The organism is Luteimonas panaciterrae (assembly GCF_020511115.1).
Classification (GTDB): Bacteria; Pseudomonadota; Gammaproteobacteria; order Xanthomonadales; family Xanthomonadaceae; genus Luteimonas; species Luteimonas panaciterrae.
Genome location: NZ_JAJAVH010000025.1, coordinates 1 through 16,628 on the forward strand (window position 1 = coordinate 1; position 16,628 = coordinate 16,628).

Below are 16,628 nucleotides of genomic sequence, written 5' to 3' on the forward strand. Positions count from 1 at the left end.
CGTTCACGTGGGGCTTGGTGCGCTCGAACTTACCCTTGGCCATGGCTCAATCTCTCTTTGTGCTTAGTTGATTCGTGTTGATTTTTTGAAAGTCCGCACATGGATGTGCGGGCTCTTGCGGAGGGATCCGCATTTAAAACACGCCGGCCGGAGCCGGCATGCCCTTAGTTCTTCTTGACCACCGACTCGGCGATGTTGGCCGGCGCTTCGGCGTAGTGGTCGAATTCCATCGTGAAGGTGGCGCGACCCTGCGACATCGAGCGCAGCGAGGTGGCGTAGCCGAACATTTCGCCCAGCGGCACCATCGCGTTGATGATCTTGCCCGACGGGCTGTCGTCCTGACCCTGCAGGATGCCGCGACGACGGCTGACGTCGCCCATCACGTCACCGAGGTAATCCTCGGGCGTGACGATCTCGACCTTCATCATCGGCTCGAGCAGCACGGGCTGGGCCTTGTGGAAGCCTTCCTTGAAGCCCATGGAGCCCGCGATCTTGAACGCCATTTCCGACGAGTCGACTTCGTGGTACGAGCCATCGACCAGGCGCACCTTGACGTCCACGATCGGATAGCCGGCCATGATGCCGTTGGCCACCGCTTCCTGGATGCCCTTGTCCACCGCCGGGATGTATTCCTTCGGCACCACGCCGCCGACGATCGCGTTCTCGAACACGTAACCGGCGCCACGCTCCTGCGGTTCGATCTCCAGCCACACGTGGCCGAACTGACCCTTACCGCCGGACTGACGCACGAACTTGCCTTCGGCCTTGACCGCCTTGCGGATCGTTTCGCGATAGGCCACCTGCGGCTTGCCGACGTTGGCTTCGACGTTGAACTCGCGCTTCATGCGGTCGACGAGGATTTCAAGGTGCAGCTCGCCCATGCCGGAGATGATGGTCTGGCCGGACTCTTCGTCGGTACGCACGCGGAACGAAGGATCTTCCTGGGCGAGACGACCCAGCGCCAGACCCATCTTTTCCTGGTCGGACTTGGTCTTCGGCTCGACCGCCATCGAGATCACCGGCTCCGGGAACACCATGCGCTCGAGCGTGATGATGTGATCCTGGGCGCACAGCGTATCGCCGGTGGTCACATCCTTCAGACCGACCGCCGCGGCGATGTCGCCCGCGCGCACTTCCTTGATCTCGTCGCGCTGGTTGGAGTGCATCTGCAAGATGCGGCCCACACGCTCCTTCCTCGACTTGACCGGGTTGTAGACCTGGTCGCCGGAGTTGAGCACGCCCGAGTAGACACGGAAGAAGGTCAGCGAACCGACGAACGGGTCGGTCATGATCTTGAACGCCAGGGCCGAGAACGGCTCCTTGTCGTCGGCCTTGCGGCTGTCTTCCTTGTCGTTGTCGTCGATGCCCTGCACCGGCGGACGATCCACCGGCGACGGCAGCAGCTGAATCACGGCGTCGAGCATGGCTTGCACGCCCTTGTTCTTGAACGCGCTGCCGCAGTAGACCGGCACGACTTCGACGCGCAGGGTGCGCTCGCGCAGGCCAGCGATGATCTCGGCTTCGCTCAGCTCGCCGTCGTTGAGGTACTTGTCCATCAACGCTTCGTTGGCTTCGGCCGCGGCTTCGACCATGAAGTTGCGCGCGGCTTCCGCCTTGTCCTGCAGTTCGGCCGGGATGTCGCGGTATTCGAACTTGGTGCCCTGCGAGGCGTTATCCCAGTAGATCGCCTTCATCTTGACCAGGTCGACCACGCCTTCGAAGCCGTCTTCAGCGCCGATCGGCAGCTGCATCGGCACGGCGTAGGCGCCCAGGCGCGACTTCAGCTGCTCGACCACCTTGTCGAAGTTGGCGCCGGTACGGTCCATCTTGTTGACGAAGGCCAGGCGCGGCACGGAGTACTTGTTGGCCTGACGCCACACGGTCTCGGACTGCGGCTGCACGCCACCGACCGAGCACAGCACGAAGACGGCGCCGTCGAGCACGCGCAGCGAGCGCTCCACCTCGATGGTGAAGTCGACGTGTCCGGGGGTGTCGATGATGTTGAAGCGGTGCTCAGGCAGCGACTGATCCATGCCCTTCCAGAACGCCGTGGTGGCGGCGGAAGTGATGGTGATGCCGCGCTCCTGCTCCTGCTCCATCCAGTCCATCACGGCGGCGCCATCGTGCACTTCACCGATCTTGTGGCTGACGCCGGTGTAGAACAGGATGCGCTCGGAGGTGGTGGTCTTGCCGGCATCGATGTGAGCCATGATGCCGAAGTTGCGGTAGCGTTCGATCGGAGTGGTGCGGGCCATGGTGATGCCTCAACTTTTTAGTTTGGAAAGTCCGCAACTAGACGTGTGCGGGCTCGCAAGATTCGCGCTGATATGCGGACGCTTGCAGGGTTTTACAACGCGGATGCCGCCTTGCGGCGGCTTCCGATTGGGCGGCGATGTTTGCGAGCGCCTGTTACATGAGCACGACAGGCGCCGCGCGGGCGCCGCCGCCGACGCCCTCGATTACCAGCGGTAGTGGGCGAAGGCTTTGTTCGCTTCCGCCATGCGATGGGTTTCTTCGCGCTTCTTGATCGCGCCGCCACGGTTTTCCGAGGCATCGATCAGTTCGGCCGCCAGCTTGCGCGGCATGCCGTTTTCACCGCGCTTGCGCGCGGATTCGATCAGCCAGCGCATCGCCAGCGCCATGCGGCGCGAGGCGCGCACTTCGACCGGCACCTGGTAAGTGGCACCACCGACGCGGCGCGACTTCACTTCGACCGACGGGGAGACGTTGCCGAGGGCTTTCTCGACGAGTTCCAGCGCGTTGCTGTTCTTCTCGCCGATGGTGTCCATGGCGCCGTAGACGATCTTCTCGGCGACGGACTTCTTGCCGCTCTGCATGACCATATTGATGAAGCGCGCGATCGTTTCACTGCCGTGCTTGGGGTCGGGCAGGACGGTGCGCTGCGGGGCGGAACCTTTGCGGGACATGATGCTTACCTTGTCTCTTGATTCTTCGATGCCCAATCCGCGCGAGCGAACTGGGATTGATACTGCATCCGCTGATGCGGTTCGCGGACGTCACGACATCCGCGAAAGCGGACCGCTGATTAGCTCTTCGGACGCTTGGCGCCGTACTTCGAACGGGCCTGCTTGCGCTTGGCCACGCCGGCGGCGTCGAGCGAGCCGCGCACGGTGTGATAGCGCACGCCCGGCAGGTCCTTGACGCGACCGCCGCGGATCAGCACCACCGAGTGCTCCTGCAGGTTGTGGCCTTCGCCACCGATGTACGAAATCACTTCGTAGCCGTTGGTCAGACGCACCTTGGCCACCTTGCGCAGCGCCGAGTTCGGCTTCTTCGGGGTGGTGGTGTAGACGCGCGTGCACACGCCGCGACGCTGCGGGCAGTTGGCCAGCGCGGGCGAGGTGCTCTTGTAGGTTTCGGGGCTGCGCGGCTTCCGCACCAGCTGGTTGATTGTTGCCATCGGTCTCAGGTCATTGATCGGGCACGGGCCCGGCGTGAAAAAACTTGGGAAAACTAAAGGCAGGCGAATGGAAGCGGCCTGCCAAGACGAAAAAGTATAGCCCGCCCTGACGCCTAGCGTCAACGCGAGCTACCCGTGGCCGACCATGCCCGAGGGCCTTGGTCAGCCGATTTGATCCCGCCCTCCTGGGCCGAATACGAGGGCCGTCCTGGCACCTCATTTCGTGATCTGGGGTCGCCCTGGGGCGAACCGGACTGCAATTCTAGCATGGCGGCTCTGTTTTTGGACCCTTTCCGCCGCCCCGATCATCGTCCGAACCCATGCCGTCGTTCCCACGAAGGCAGGAATGCCGGCCCAAAATCCGGGCAGAGCCTGGGGCCGCGCTCCTTCGCAACCGCCAAAAAAGGAAGGCGGGCATCTCGCGATGCCCGCCTCCCGTCTGTTGCCAGGAGCAAGAACCGCTTACTCGGCCGCACCCTCTTCCGCTGCCGGCGCCTCGACCGGCTCCGTCACCGCTTCCACGGCGACCGCGGCCGGACCAGACAGGGTGTCCATCTCCGACTCGGTCAGACCCGTGGCGCTGCGGCGGCGCAGGTTGTGGTAGGCCAGACCGGTACCCGCCGGGATCAGGCGGCCGACGATCACGTTCTCCTTGAGGCCGCGCAGGCCATCACGGGTACCGCGCACGGCGGCCTCGGTCAGGACGCGGGTGGTCTCCTGGAAGGACGCCGCCGAGATGAACGACTCGGTCGCCAGCGAGGCCTTGGTGATGCCCAGCAGCACCGGCTCGAACTTCGCCGGCAGCTCGTTCTTGGCGTTCAGGCGCACGTTCTCCTCGATGACGCGCTGGCGCTCGGCCTGCTCGCCGTTGAGGAACTTGCTGTCGCCCTGGTCGGTGATCTCGACCTTGCGCAGCATCTGACGAATGATCGTTTCGATGTGCTTGTCGTTGATCTTCACGCCCTGCAGGCGATAGACGTCCTGGATTTCCTTGGTCAGGTACGACGCCAGCGGCTCGACACCCAGCAGACGCAGGATGTCCTGCGGGCTCGGCTCGCCGTCCACCACGGTCTCGCCCTTCTCCACGTGTTCGCCTTCGAACACGATGATCTGGCGGTACTTCGGAATCAGCTCCTCGTGCTCTTCGCCGTCCGGTCCCTTGATGATCAGACGCTGCTTGCCCTTGGTGTCCTTGCCGAAGCTGACCACGCCGGATTTCTCGGCGAGGATCGCCGGGTCCTTCGGCTTGCGCGCTTCGAACAGGTCGGCCACGCGCGGCAGACCACCGGTGATGTCGCGGGTCTTGGAAGCTTCCTGCGGCACCTTGGTGACCACGTCACCGACGCCGACCGGAGCACCGTCCTGCAGGTTGACGATCGAGCGTGGCGGCAGCAGGTACTGCGCCGGCAGATCGGTACCCGGAATGGACAGGTCCTTGCCGTTCTTGTCGACGATGCGCACGATCGGACGCAGGTCCTTGCCCTGCGAGCCGCGACGCTTCGGATCGGTGATCTCGCGCGAGGCGAGGCCGGTCAGTTCGTCGGTCTTCTCGATGACGGTGACGCCTTCGATGAAGTCGACGAAACGGATGAAGCCCGCCACTTCCGACACGATCGGGTGGTTATGCGGATCCCAGTTGGCGACGGTCTGGCCAGCCTTGATCTCCGCGCCGTCCTTCACCGTGATCGTGGCGCCGTACGGCAGCTTGTAGCGCTCGCGCTCGCGGCCGTGGCCGTCGAGGACGGACAGTTCGCCCGAACGCGACACCGCGACCAGGTTGCCGCTGGCGTGCTCCACGGTCTTCAAGTTGTTGAACTTGATCGAACCAGTGGTCTTGACCGTGACGTTGTCGATGGCGGCGGCACGCGAGGCCGCACCACCGATGTGGAACGTACGCATGGTCAGCTGCGTGCCGGGCTCGCCGATCGACTGCGCCGCCACCACGCCCACGGCTTCGCCGTGATTGACGATGTGGCCGCGGCCGAGGTCACGGCCGTAGCAGTACGCGCACACGCCGAAGGCGCTTTCGCAGGTGATCGAGGAACGCACCTTGATCGCCTGCACACCGGCGTCCTCGAGCTTCTGCACCCAGGCTTCGTCGAGCAGCGTATTGCGGGTGACGATCGGGTCCTCGTCGTTGCCGGGCAGGAACACGTCCTCGGCCACCACGCGGCCAAGCACGCGATCGCGCAGCGGTTCGACGACGTCGCCGCCTTCCACGATCGGGGTCATGGTCAGGCCGGCGTGCGTGCCGCAGTCCGTTTCGGTGACCACCACGTCCTGCGCCACGTCGACGAGACGACGGGTCAGGTAACCGGAGTTCGCCGTCTTCAGCGCGGTATCCGCGAGGCCCTTACGAGCACCGTGGGTCGAGATGAAGTACTGCTGCACGTTGAGGCCTTCGCGGAAGTTCGACGTGATCGGCGTTTCGATGATCGAGCCGTCCGGCTTGGCCATCAGGCCGCGCATACCGGCCAACTGACGGATCTGCGCCTGCGAACCACGCGCGCCGGAGTCGGCCATGATGTAGATCGAGTTCATCGACTTCTGCGCGACCCGCTCGCCCTTGGCGTTGGTCACGGTGTCGGTGCCGATCGCGTCCATCATCGCCTTGGCCACACGCTCGTTGGTGCGCGACCAGATGTCGACCACCTTGTTGTAGCGCTCGCCTGCGGTGACCAGACCCGACTGGTACTGCTGCTGGATTTCCAGCACTTCGGTCTCGGCCTCGTCGAGGATGCCCTTCTTCTCCGGCGGGATGATCATGTCGTCGATGCCGATCGAGACGCCGGCGCGCGTGGCGTACGCGAAGCCGGTGTACATCAGCTGGTCGGCGAACACGACCGTGTCCTTCAGGCCGAGCATGCGGTAGCAGGAGTTGATCAGGCGGCTGATGTTCTTCTTGGTCAACTCGGTGTTGGCCAGGGCGAACGGCAGACCTTCCGGCAGGATTTCGACCAGCAGCGCGCGACCGACCGTGGTTTCCACGATCGAGGTCTTCCTCTCACGCTTGCCGTCGTCATCGATCACGGTTTCGGTGATGCGTACCTTCACCTTGGCGTGCAGACCCGCGGCCTTGTTGTCGTACGCGCGCTTCACTTCGGCGACGTTGGCGAACACCATGCCCTCGCCCACCGTGTTTTCCAGGGCGCGGGTCATGTAGTACAGGCCCAGCACCACGTCCTGCGACGGCACGATGATCGGCTCGCCGTTGGCCGGCGAGAGGATGTTGTTGGACGACATCATCAGCGCGCGCGCTTCCAGCTGGGCTTCCAGCGAGAGCGGCACGTGCACGGCCATCTGGTCACCGTCGAAGTCGGCGTTGAACGCGGTGCAGACGAGCGGATGCAACTGGATGGCCTTGCCTTCGATCAGCACCGGCTCGAAGGCCTGGATGCCGAGGCGGTGCAGGGTCGGAGCGCGGTTCAGCAGGACCGGATGCTCGCGGATCACCTCTTCGAGGATGTCCCACACCTCGGCCTCTTCACGCTCGACCAGCTTCTTGGCGGCCTTGATGGTGGTGGCCAGACCACGGCGCTGCAGCTTGGCGAAAATGAAGGGCTTGAACAGTTCCAGCGCCATCTTCTTCGGCAGACCGCACTCGTGCAGGCGCAGGGTCGGGCCGACCACGATGACCGAACGGCCGGAGTAGTCGACGCGCTTGCCGAGCAGGTTCTGGCGGAAGCGGCCCTGCTTGCCCTTGATCATGTCGGCCAGCGACTTCAGCGGGCGCTTGTTGGTGCCGGTGATGGCGCGGCCGCGACGGCCGTTGTCCATCAGTGCGTCCACCGATTCCTGCAGCATGCGCTTCTCGTTGCGCACGATGATGTCGGGCGCGTTGAGTTCGAGCAGGCGGCGCAGGCGGTTGTTGCGGTTGATGACGCGGCGGTACAGATCGTTGAGATCGGAGGTCGCGAAGCGGCCGCCGTCCAGCGGCACCAGCGGACGCAGGTCCGGCGGCAGCACCGGCAGCACGGTCATGACCATCCACTCGGGGCGGTTGCCCGACTCGAGGAAGGCCTCGACCAGCTTGATGCGCTTGGTGAGGCGCTTGAGCTTGGTCTCCGAACCGGTGCTGGCGATGTCTTCCTTGAGCTTGATCATCTCGGCTTGCAGATCGATCGTGCGCAGCAGCTCGAACACGGCCTCGGCGCCCATCGCGGCGTCGAAGTCGTCGCCGTGCTCCTGGCGCATCTGCATGTACTGCTCTTCATTGAGCAGCTGGCCGCGCTCGAGCGGAGTCAGGCCCGGCTCCGTCACCACGAAGGCTTCGAAGTACAGGATGCGCTCGATGTCGCGCAGGGTCATGTCCAGCATCAGGCCGATGCGCGAGGGCAGCGACTTGAGGAACCAGATGTGCGCGACCGGCGAAGCCAGGTCGATGTGGCCCATGCGCTCGCGGCGCACCTTGGCCAGCGTCACTTCCGTGCCGCACTTCTCGCAGACCACGCCACGGTGCTTCATGCGCTTGTACTTGCCGCACAGGCACTCGTAGTCCTTGATCGGGCCGAAGATCGCGGCGCAGAACAGGCCGTCGCGTTCCGGCTTGAAGGTACGGTAGTTGATGGTCTCCGGCTTCTTCACTTCGCCGTAGGACCAGGAGCGGATCAGGTCGGGCGACGCCAGCGCGATCTTGATCGCGTCGAAGTCGAGCGTCTGGCGCTGCTGGTTGAACAGGTTGAGCAGGTCTTTCATGTGTGTTCTCCGGGTCGGGGGCAATGAGATGCGAGCGCGTGCTTTGCTCGACTCAGTGCTCCTCGAGTTCCATGTTGATGGCCAGGCTGCGGATTTCCTTCACCAGCACGTTGAAGGACTCCGGCATGCCCGCGACCATCTCGTGTTCGCCGTCGACGATGTTCTTGTACATCTGGTTGCGGCCCTGCACGTCGTCGGACTTCACCGTCAGCATTTCCTGCAGGGTGTAGGCCGCGCCGTAGGCTTCCAGCGCCCAGACTTCCATTTCGCCGAAGCGCTGACCGCCGAACTGCGCCTTGCCGCCCAGCGGCTGCTGGGTGACGAGCGAGTACGGACCGGTCGAACGTGCGTGCATCTTGTCGTCGACGAGGTGGTTGAGCTTCAGCATGTGCATGTAGCCCACAGTCACCTTGCGCTCGAACGCTTCGCCGGTGCGGCCGTCGAACAGCTGCGTCTGGCCGCTGGTCGGCAGTTCCGCCAGTTCCAGCATCGACTTGATCTCGGCCTCGGCCGCGCCGTCGAACACCGGGGTGGCCATCGGCACGCCGTCGGTCAGGTTCTGCGCGAGCGTCAGCAGTTCCTCATCCGTGAACTGCTTCAGATCGACGCGCTGACCATGCAGCTTGCTGTCGTGGTTGTAGATCTCGTCGAGGAACTTGCGCAGATCGGCAAGCTTGGCCTGCGCATCGAGCATGCGCTGGATCTTCTGGCCCAGGCCCTTGGCGGCCCAGCCCAGATGCACTTCCAGCACCTGGCCGATGTTCATACGCGACGGCACGCCGAGCGGATTCAGCACGATGTCCACGGTCTCGCCGTTGGCCATGTGCGGCATGTCCTGCACCGGCACGATGGTCGACACCACACCCTTGTTGCCGTGGCGGCCGGCCATCTTGTCGCCCGGCTGGATGCGACGCTTCACGGCCAGGAACACCTTGACCATCTTCAGCACGCCCGGCGCGAGGTCGTCGCCCTGGGTGATCTTGCCGCGCTTGTCGGCGAAACGCTTGTCGAATTCCTTCTGGTGCGCTTCGATCTGCTTCTGCGCGCGCTCGATGGCGTCGGAGGCGTCCTCGTCCTTCATGCGGATCTGGAACCAGTCGGACTTCTTCAGGCCGTCCAACACCAGGCTGGTGACCGTATCGCCCTTCTTCAGGCCCGGACCGCCGTTGGCGGTCTTGCCCAGCAGCTGGCCACGCAGACGCGCGTAGATCGCCGATTCCAGGATGCGGAACTGGTCGTCGAAGTCCTTCTTCACGCGCTTGATCTCGTTTTCCTCGATCTGGCGCGCGCGCTTGTCCTTCTCGATGCCGTCGCGGGTGAAGACCTGCACGTCGATGACGGTGCCGTCCATGCCCGGCGGCACGCGCAGCGAGCTGTCCTTCACGTCGGAGGCCTTCTCGCCGAAGATCGCGCGGAGCAGCTTCTCTTCCGGCGTCAGCTGGCTCTCGCCCTTCGGCGTGACCTTGCCGACCAGGATGTCGCCGGCACGCACTTCGGCGCCGATGTACACCACACCCGATTCGTCGAGGCGGTTGAGCGCCTGCTCGGACACGTTCGGGATGTCGGCGGAGATTTCCTCCGGTCCCAGCTTGGTGTCGCGGGCGACAGCGGTCAGCTCTTCGATGTGGATCGTGGTGTAGCGATCTTCCTGGACCACGCGCTCGGAGAGCAGGATCGAGTCTTCGAAGTTGTAGCCGTTCCACGGCATGAACGCGACCAGCATGTTCTGGCCCAGCGCCAGCTCGCCGATGTCGGTCGAGGGACCGTCGGCCAGCACGTCGCCGCGCGCGACCACGTCACCCACGTTCACCAGAGGCGTCTGGTTGATACAGGTGTTCTGGTTGGAACGCGTGTACTTGATCAGGGTGTAGATGTCGACGCCGGCATCGGTTTCGCCGAAAATCTCGTTCTCGTTCACCTTGACCACGATGCGGCCGGCGTCGATCTGCTCGATCACGCCACCGCGGCGCGCGTTCACCGTCACGCCCGAGTCGCGCGCCACGGCGCGCTCGATGCCGGTGCCGACCAGCGGCTTCTGCGACTTCAGCGTCGGCACGGCCTGGCGCTGCATGTTCGCGCCCATCAACGCGCGGTTGGCGTCGTCGTGCTCGAGGAACGGCACCAGCGCGGCCGCGACCGACACGGTCTGCATCGGCGAGACGTCCATGAAGTGGATCTCGCTCGGCGGCTTGAGCAGGTTTTCACCCTGGTAGCGGCAGGCGACGAACTGGGCGGTCAGGTTGCCCTTGTCGTCCTGCGGCGCGCTCACCTGCGCGATGACGTACTCGTTCTCTTCGATCGCCGAGAGATATTCGATCTCGTCGGTCACCTTGCTGTTCACGACCTTGCGGTACGGCGTCTCGAGGAAGCCGTACTTGTTGGTGCGCGCGAACACGGCCAGCGAGTTGATCAGACCGATGTTCGGGCCTTCCGGCGTCTCGATGGTGCAGACGCGGCCGTAATGGGTCGGATGCACGTCGCGCACTTCGAAGCCGGCGCGCTCGCGGGTCAGGCCGCCCGGGCCGAGGGCCGAGACGCGACGCTTGTGCGTGACTTCCGACAGCGGATTGTTCTGGTCCATGAACTGCGACAGCTGCGACGAACCGAAGAACTCCTTCACCGCGGCCGCGACCGGCTTGGCGTTGATCAGTTCCTGCGGCGTCAGGCCATCGGCCTCGGCCATGGTCAGGCGCTCGCGCACGGCGCGCTCCACGCGCACCAGGCCGACGCGGAACACGTTCTCGGCCATTTCGCCGACCGAACGCACGCGGCGGTTGCCGAGGTGGTCGATGTCGTCCACGGTGCCGCGACCGTTGCGGATCTCGGTCAGCACGCGGATCACGTCGAGGATGTCGGACATGCCGCCGAACTGCTCGCGCAGCTTGACCGAATCCTCGTCCTTGCGCTCGGCAAAGTAGCGCGCGTCGTACAGCACCGAAGCGCCGAGCACTTCCTTGCGGCCGATGCGGCGGTTGAACTTCATGCGGCCTACGGCCGAGAGGTCGTAGCGCTCGAAGGTGAAGAACAGGTTGTGGAACAGGTTCTGCGCGGCGTCCTTGGTCGGCGGCTCGCCGGGACGCATCATGCGGTAGATCTCGACCAGCGCTTCGAGCTGGGTCTTGGTCGGATCGATGCGCAGGGTGTTGGAGATGTACGGACCGCGATCGAGGTCGTTGACCCAGATCGTGCCGATCGCGTCGACGCCGGCCTTGCGGAACTTGGCCAGGGTCTCTTCGGTGATCTCGTCGTTGGCGGTCGCCAGCGGCTCGCCCGTCTCGGTGTCGATCACATCATGCGAGAGGATGCGGCCGATCAGGTAGCTGTCCGGCACGGCCAGCGCAGCGATGCCCGACTCTTCCAGCTGACGCACGTGACGCGCGGTGATGCGCTTGCCGGCTTCGACGATGACGCGGTCGCCGTCGGCCAGATCGAAATCAAGCGTTTCGCCGCGCAGGCGCTCCGGCACCAGCGCGAGCTGCACGCCTTCCTTCGGATCGATGTGGAAGGTGTTGATCTCGAAGAACTCGTTGAGCATCTCCTCGTTCGTGTAGCCGAGCGCGCGCAGCAGCACCGAGACCGGCAGCTTGCGGCGGCGGTCGATACGTGTGAACAGCGCGTCCTTCGGGTCGAACTCGAAGTCCAGCCAGGAGCCGCGGTAAGGAATGATGCGGGCGCTGTACAGCAGCTTGCCCGAGCTGTGGGTCTTGCCACGGTCGTGGTCGAAGAACACGCCCGGCGAACGGTGCAGCTGCGAGACGATGACGCGCTCGGTACCGTTGACGATGAAGGTGCCGTTGTCGGTCATGAGCGGAATCTCGCCCATGTAGACTTCCTGCTCCTTCACGTACTTGATGGTCTTGGTGGAGGACTCGCGGTCGTAGATCACCAGGCGCACGGTCACGCGCAGCGGCGCGCCGTAGGACAGGCCGCGATTGCGGCATTCGCGCTCGTCGAACACGGGCTCGCCGAGCTTGTAGCCGACGTATTCGAGGGCGGCGTAGCCGTTGTAGCTGACGATCGGGAACACCGATTTCAGCGCGGCGTGCAGGCCGCGGTCTTCGCGCTTGTTGGGCGCGGCGTCGGCCTGCAGGAATTCACGATAGGAATCGACCTGGATGGCGAGCAGGAACGGCACCTCGAGGATCGAACGGCGCTTGCCGAAGTCCTTGCGGATGCGTTTCTTTTCGGTGAACGAATAAGATGTCGTCATGGAATGTGACCGCCTTGATTGAAGCCGGGAATCGGTGCATGGTCAGCGGAAATCAGAAAACAACGACACGCATGAAGTTGAAGCCGGGCACTGGATTGAAGCCGTGCTCTTGCGTTGTCGATGCCTGATGTCTTGACCGCGATGCCCTTGTGAGGGAGGGTGGAACTGTCAATCGGAAGCCGCTGGTATTGCCGGCACCAGCACGCCCTCTGTTACTGCTTCCAACTACCAACGCTTTCAGTTGGGTTTTTTGCAACGGATGCCTTTCCCTTCTTGCTCCGGCAACAACTCCCGAAGGGAGAAGGGAAAGGCACAACGGCCAAAGGCCGGGGGCTTACGCCCCCAGCCTATGGCGGATCGCCTGTGTCTCTAGGCGACGCAACTGCTTGCTTACTTCACTTCCACGGAAGCGCCAGCGGCTTCCAGATCCTTCTTGAACTTCTCGGCGTCGGCCTTGGACACGGCTTCCTTCACCGTACCACCGGCTTCGGTCAGGTCCTTGGCTTCCTTCAGGCCCAGGCCGGTGATGGCGCGGACGACCTTGATGACCTCGACCTTCTTCTCGCCGGCGTTCTTCAGCACGACGGTGAACTCGGTCTGCTCTTCGGCCGGAGCGGCAGCGGCGGCGGCCGGGCCAGCGGCGACGGCGACCGGAGCGGCGGCGGACACGCCGAACTTCTCTTCCATCGCCTTGACCAGCTCCATCACCTCGACGAGGGTCTTGCTGCTGATCGCTTCGATGATCTGCTCGTTGGAAAGGGACATTGTGATTACCTCTTAACTTGATATTTGGAAACGACTAAGTGGATAGGTTGTTCGTACCGAACTGTTCGCTTTACGCCGCCTTCTGCTGGCCGACCGCGTTGGTGACGCGGGCAACCTGTGCAGCCGGCTCGGACAACACGCGCACCAGCATGGTGGCGGGCTGGACCAGGACGCTGAGCAGCATCGACAGGGCCTGTTCGCGGGTGGGCAGCGAAGCCAGGACGTCCACATGGGAGCCCGGGTACTTCTGTCCGCCGATCGCGACCAAACGCGGCTTCAGCTTGTCGTTCGCTTTCGCGAACTCCTTGATCAGACGTCCGGCGGCGCCGGGGTCTTCCTGCGAGAAGGCGTACAGCAGAGGACCGGTCAGGTCGTCTTTGACGACGGCGTAATCGGTGTTCTCCACTGCGCGCGAGACCAGCGTGTTCTTGGCAACTTTCAAGAACACACCGCCCTGGCGGGCCTTCCTGCGCAGGTCGGTCAGTTGAGCGACCGTCAAACCCGCGTATTCCGCGGCGACCAGCGAGTGCGCCTTGCCGGCGACCTCGGCCAGTTCGGCAACGACTTCCTGCTTCTGGGTCAGATTGAGAGCCATTGCATTACCTCGAAATGTTCACTGGCAACACTTCACCAGCGAAACTTCTTTGACGCCAATCCGGTTCCGAACCGGATTGGAACTCGAGCGACATCGTTCCTTCGATGCCGGGACGCCAATGAACTGGAGTCCTTGCGGTGGCCGTTTCCAAAAAAATTCTTGGAGGGTCGGCAACCATCTACGCAGGCCCTTTCGCAGCAACTAATGAGTACGTTGCGCTCCGGGATTAAGCGGTCGATACAAGCAGCGACGGCGATTCCATTGCCAAGCGAGCATTCCCTGCCCGTCGTCGTTGCCCGCATGGACTGCGCCTGCGGTCTTTGACGGCTATCGCGCCAGGCCAAACCGCGCCCTTTGCGATGCCCTCAAAATTTGTCGCGCCGCTCCCCGCGTGCGGGGAGCGGATCTTGCAATTACTTCAACGAGAGCGAGGACTGATCGACGCTCACGCCCGGGCCCATCGTCGAGCTGACCGAAATCTTCTGCAGGTACTGGCCCTTCGCGGTCGAAGGCTTGGCCTTCACCAGGTCGGCCAGCAGCGCGTGCAGGTTTTCCTTCAGCTTGTCGGCGTCGAAATCAGCCTTGCCGATGGTGCAGTGGATGATGCCGGCCTTGTCGGTGCGGTAACGCACCTGGCCGCCCTTGGCGTTCTTCACCGCTTCGGCCGGGTTCGGCGACACGGTGCCCACCTTCGGGTTCGGCATCAGGCCGCGCGGACCGAGCACGGTGCCGAGCTTGCCGACCACACGCATCGCATCCGGCGTGGCGATGACCACGTCGTAGTTCAGCTCACCGCCCTGCATACGCTCAGCCAGGTCGTCCATGCCAACCGCATCGGCGCCAGCGGCCAGGGCCTCATCGGCCTTGGCGCCGGCGGGAGCGAACACCGCCACGCGCACGGTCTTGCCGGTACCGGCCGGCAGCACGGTGGAACCGCGCACCTGCTGGTCGGACTTCTTGGCATCCACGCCGAGGCGCACGGCCACGTCGACGGATTCGACGAACTTGGTCTTGCTGTTGTCCTTGACGATCTTCAGCGCTTCGTCGATCGGGTAAGTCTTGCCCGGAACGACTGCTGCGAGGATGGTCTTCTGTCGCTTGGTCTGTGCCATGTCTTAGCCCTCCACCGTCAGGCCCATGCTGCGGGCGGAACCCGCGATGGTGCGCACTGCTGCATCGAGATCCGCCGCGGTCAGATCGGGTTCCTTCGCCTTGGCGATCTCCTCGAGCTGCTTGCGGGTGACCTTGCCCACCTTCTCGGTGTTCGGGCGCTTGGAACCGGACTGGATGCCCGCCGCCTTCTTCAGCAGCACCGAAGCCGGCGTGCTCTTGGTGACGAAGGTGAAGGTGCGGTCAGAATACGCGGTGATGATCACCGGAGTCGGCAGACCCGGCTCCAGCTTGGAGGTCGCGGCATTGAACGCCTTGCAGAACTCCATGATGTTCAGGCCGCGCTGGCCCAGCGCAGGACCGACCGGCGGCGACGGATTCGCCTGACCTGCCTTGACCTGCAGTTTGATGTAACCGACGACTTTCTTTGCCATTGCTCTCTACTCCTGCGAGTGCGAACGCCTGCACGTCTTACGACTGCGGGGCTCCTCGCGTTATGGTCGGAACGAACCACTCGTTCCAACGAATGCTTGCGTTTTGGTTCTATGCCTTCTCGACTTGGCCGAACTCGAGTTCGACCGGCGTGGAACGACCGAAGATCAGCACCGCCACGCGCAGGCGGCTCTTCTCGTAATTGACTTCCTCGACCACGCCGTTGAAGTCGTTGAACGGACCGTCGGTGACGCGCACCATCTGGCCCGGTTCGAACAGCACCTTCGGACGCGGCTTCTCGACGCCTTCCTGCACGCGATCGAGGATGGCGGCAGCCTCCTCGTCGCGGATCGGCAGCGGACGATCGGCCGTACCGCCGATGAAGCCCATCACCTTCGGCGTTTCCTTCACCAGGTGCCAGCTTTCGCTGTCCATGCGCGGAATGCCGGATTCGTCGTGCGTGGCGATCTGCACGAGCACGTAGCCCGGGAAGAACTTGCGCTCGGAACGGCGCTTCTGGCCGGAGCGCATTTCCACCACTTCCTCGGTCGGCACCATGACTTCGCCGAAGCGTTCTTCCATGCCGGTGCGCACGATGCGATCACGCAGCGCCTGCGCCACGGACTTCTCGAAGCCCGAGTAGGCGTGGACGACGTACCAGCGTTTGACGTTTTCGGTTTCCATCTAACTACTAGACTCCTCAGGTCCCGCGGGTGGCGAAGCCAAGCTTCATCAACCATTGGATGATGCCGTCGAAGCCAGCCAGGACCAGGCTCATGATGATGACCACGATGATCACCACCCAGGTCAGACGTGTGGCTTCCTGGCGCGTCGGCCAGACCACCTTGCGCAGCTCGAAGCGCGACTCGGACAGGAACTCGCGCGTATCGCGGCCCTTGGCGCTGAGCATGAACACGACGAGCCCGGCGACCAGTCCGGCGACGACCGCGCCGATGCGCAGCGAGGTATCCCACTGCTGGAACCAGGTGTAGGCGAACACGCCCGCCGCCGCCAGCAGGATCGCCAGCACGTACAGCGCGATGTCACTCGCGGCGCCCTTGGACGAGGCTTTGGATTGTTCGACTCGGCTGTTCACAAGGTTGACTGCTCTTTTGGAAAGTCCGCGCAGGGGTGCACGAACTCTTGCGGAGGGACCCGCATCACACACTTGGCGCGCCAGGTAGGACTCGAACCTACAACCTGCGGTTTTGGAGACCGCTGCTCTGCCAGTTGAGCTACTGACGCGTGATTGCTTTGGATTTTTTAACGTGATTGTTTTTAAACGGCGATGGCGGACCGAGGAACGGCCCGCCATTCGCGCTTGTTGGCGGCGCTCAGCGCCACCGATGAAGCGATTACTTGATGATCTTGGCCACCACGCCCGCGCCGACCGTACGGCC

Annotated in this window: 11 protein-coding genes and 1 tRNA gene; all 12 read right to left on the bottom strand. The window is 63.7% G+C overall.

Going from position 1 to position 16,628, the window contains the following annotated elements; translation table 11 throughout:
• Nucleotides 1-164 precede the first annotated feature (164 nt).
• On the bottom strand, nt 165-2,255 hold the full coding sequence (gene fusA, locus LG367_RS17710; protein ID WP_226470601.1) for an elongation factor G: 2,091 nt from the start codon (nt 2,253-2,255) through the stop codon (nt 165-167).
• Between the two features lie 204 nt (nt 2,256-2,459).
• A complete protein-coding gene (gene rpsG / locus LG367_RS17715; protein WP_226470602.1) occupies nt 2,460-2,927 on the bottom strand; it encodes a 30S ribosomal protein S7 in 468 nt (155 codons plus the stop codon).
• A 119-nt stretch (nt 2,928-3,046) separates the two neighbouring features.
• On the bottom strand, nt 3,047-3,421 hold the full coding sequence (gene rpsL / locus LG367_RS17720; RefSeq protein ID WP_028840187.1) for a 30S ribosomal protein S12: 375 nt from the start codon (nt 3,419-3,421) through the stop codon (nt 3,047-3,049).
• 462 nt (nt 3,422-3,883) lie between these two features.
• Nucleotides 3,884-8,116 (bottom strand): DNA-directed RNA polymerase subunit beta', encoded by a 4,233-nt coding sequence (rpoC, locus tag LG367_RS17725; protein ID WP_226470603.1) that lies wholly within the window; start codon nt 8,114-8,116, stop codon nt 3,884-3,886.
• Between the two features lie 52 nt (nt 8,117-8,168).
• Nucleotides 8,169-12,326 (bottom strand): DNA-directed RNA polymerase subunit beta, encoded by a 4,158-nt coding sequence (rpoB, locus tag LG367_RS17730; protein WP_226470604.1) that lies wholly within the window; start codon nt 12,324-12,326, stop codon nt 8,169-8,171.
• A gap of 390 nt (nt 12,327-12,716) precedes the next feature.
• Nucleotides 12,717-13,091, bottom strand: a complete 375-nt coding sequence (rplL, locus tag LG367_RS17735) for a 50S ribosomal protein L7/L12 (RefSeq protein WP_226470605.1) — start codon at nt 13,089-13,091, stop codon at nt 12,717-12,719.
• Between the two features lie 70 nt (nt 13,092-13,161).
• A complete protein-coding gene (rplJ, locus tag LG367_RS17740) occupies nt 13,162-13,686 on the bottom strand; it encodes a 50S ribosomal protein L10 (protein ID WP_226470606.1) in 525 nt (174 codons plus the stop codon).
• A 413-nt stretch (nt 13,687-14,099) separates the two neighbouring features.
• Nucleotides 14,100-14,798, bottom strand: a complete 699-nt coding sequence (rplA, locus tag LG367_RS17745; RefSeq protein WP_226470607.1) for a 50S ribosomal protein L1 — start codon at nt 14,796-14,798, stop codon at nt 14,100-14,102.
• Between the two features lie 3 nt (nt 14,799-14,801).
• Nucleotides 14,802-15,230, bottom strand: coding sequence for a 50S ribosomal protein L11 (rplK, locus tag LG367_RS17750; protein WP_226470608.1), 429 nt, complete (start codon nt 15,228-15,230; stop codon nt 14,802-14,804).
• 109 nt (nt 15,231-15,339) lie between these two features.
• Entirely contained in the window at nt 15,340-15,912 is a 573-nt protein-coding gene (nusG, locus tag LG367_RS17755; RefSeq protein WP_226470609.1) for a transcription termination/antitermination protein NusG, read from the bottom strand.
• A gap of 16 nt (nt 15,913-15,928) precedes the next feature.
• On the bottom strand, nt 15,929-16,324 hold the full coding sequence (gene secE, locus LG367_RS17760; protein WP_226470610.1) for a preprotein translocase subunit SecE: 396 nt from the start codon (nt 16,322-16,324) through the stop codon (nt 15,929-15,931).
• 73 nt (nt 16,325-16,397) lie between these two features.
• A tRNA-Trp gene (locus LG367_RS17765) sits at nt 16,398-16,473 on the bottom strand.
• Nucleotides 16,474-16,628: the final 155 nt, after the last annotated feature.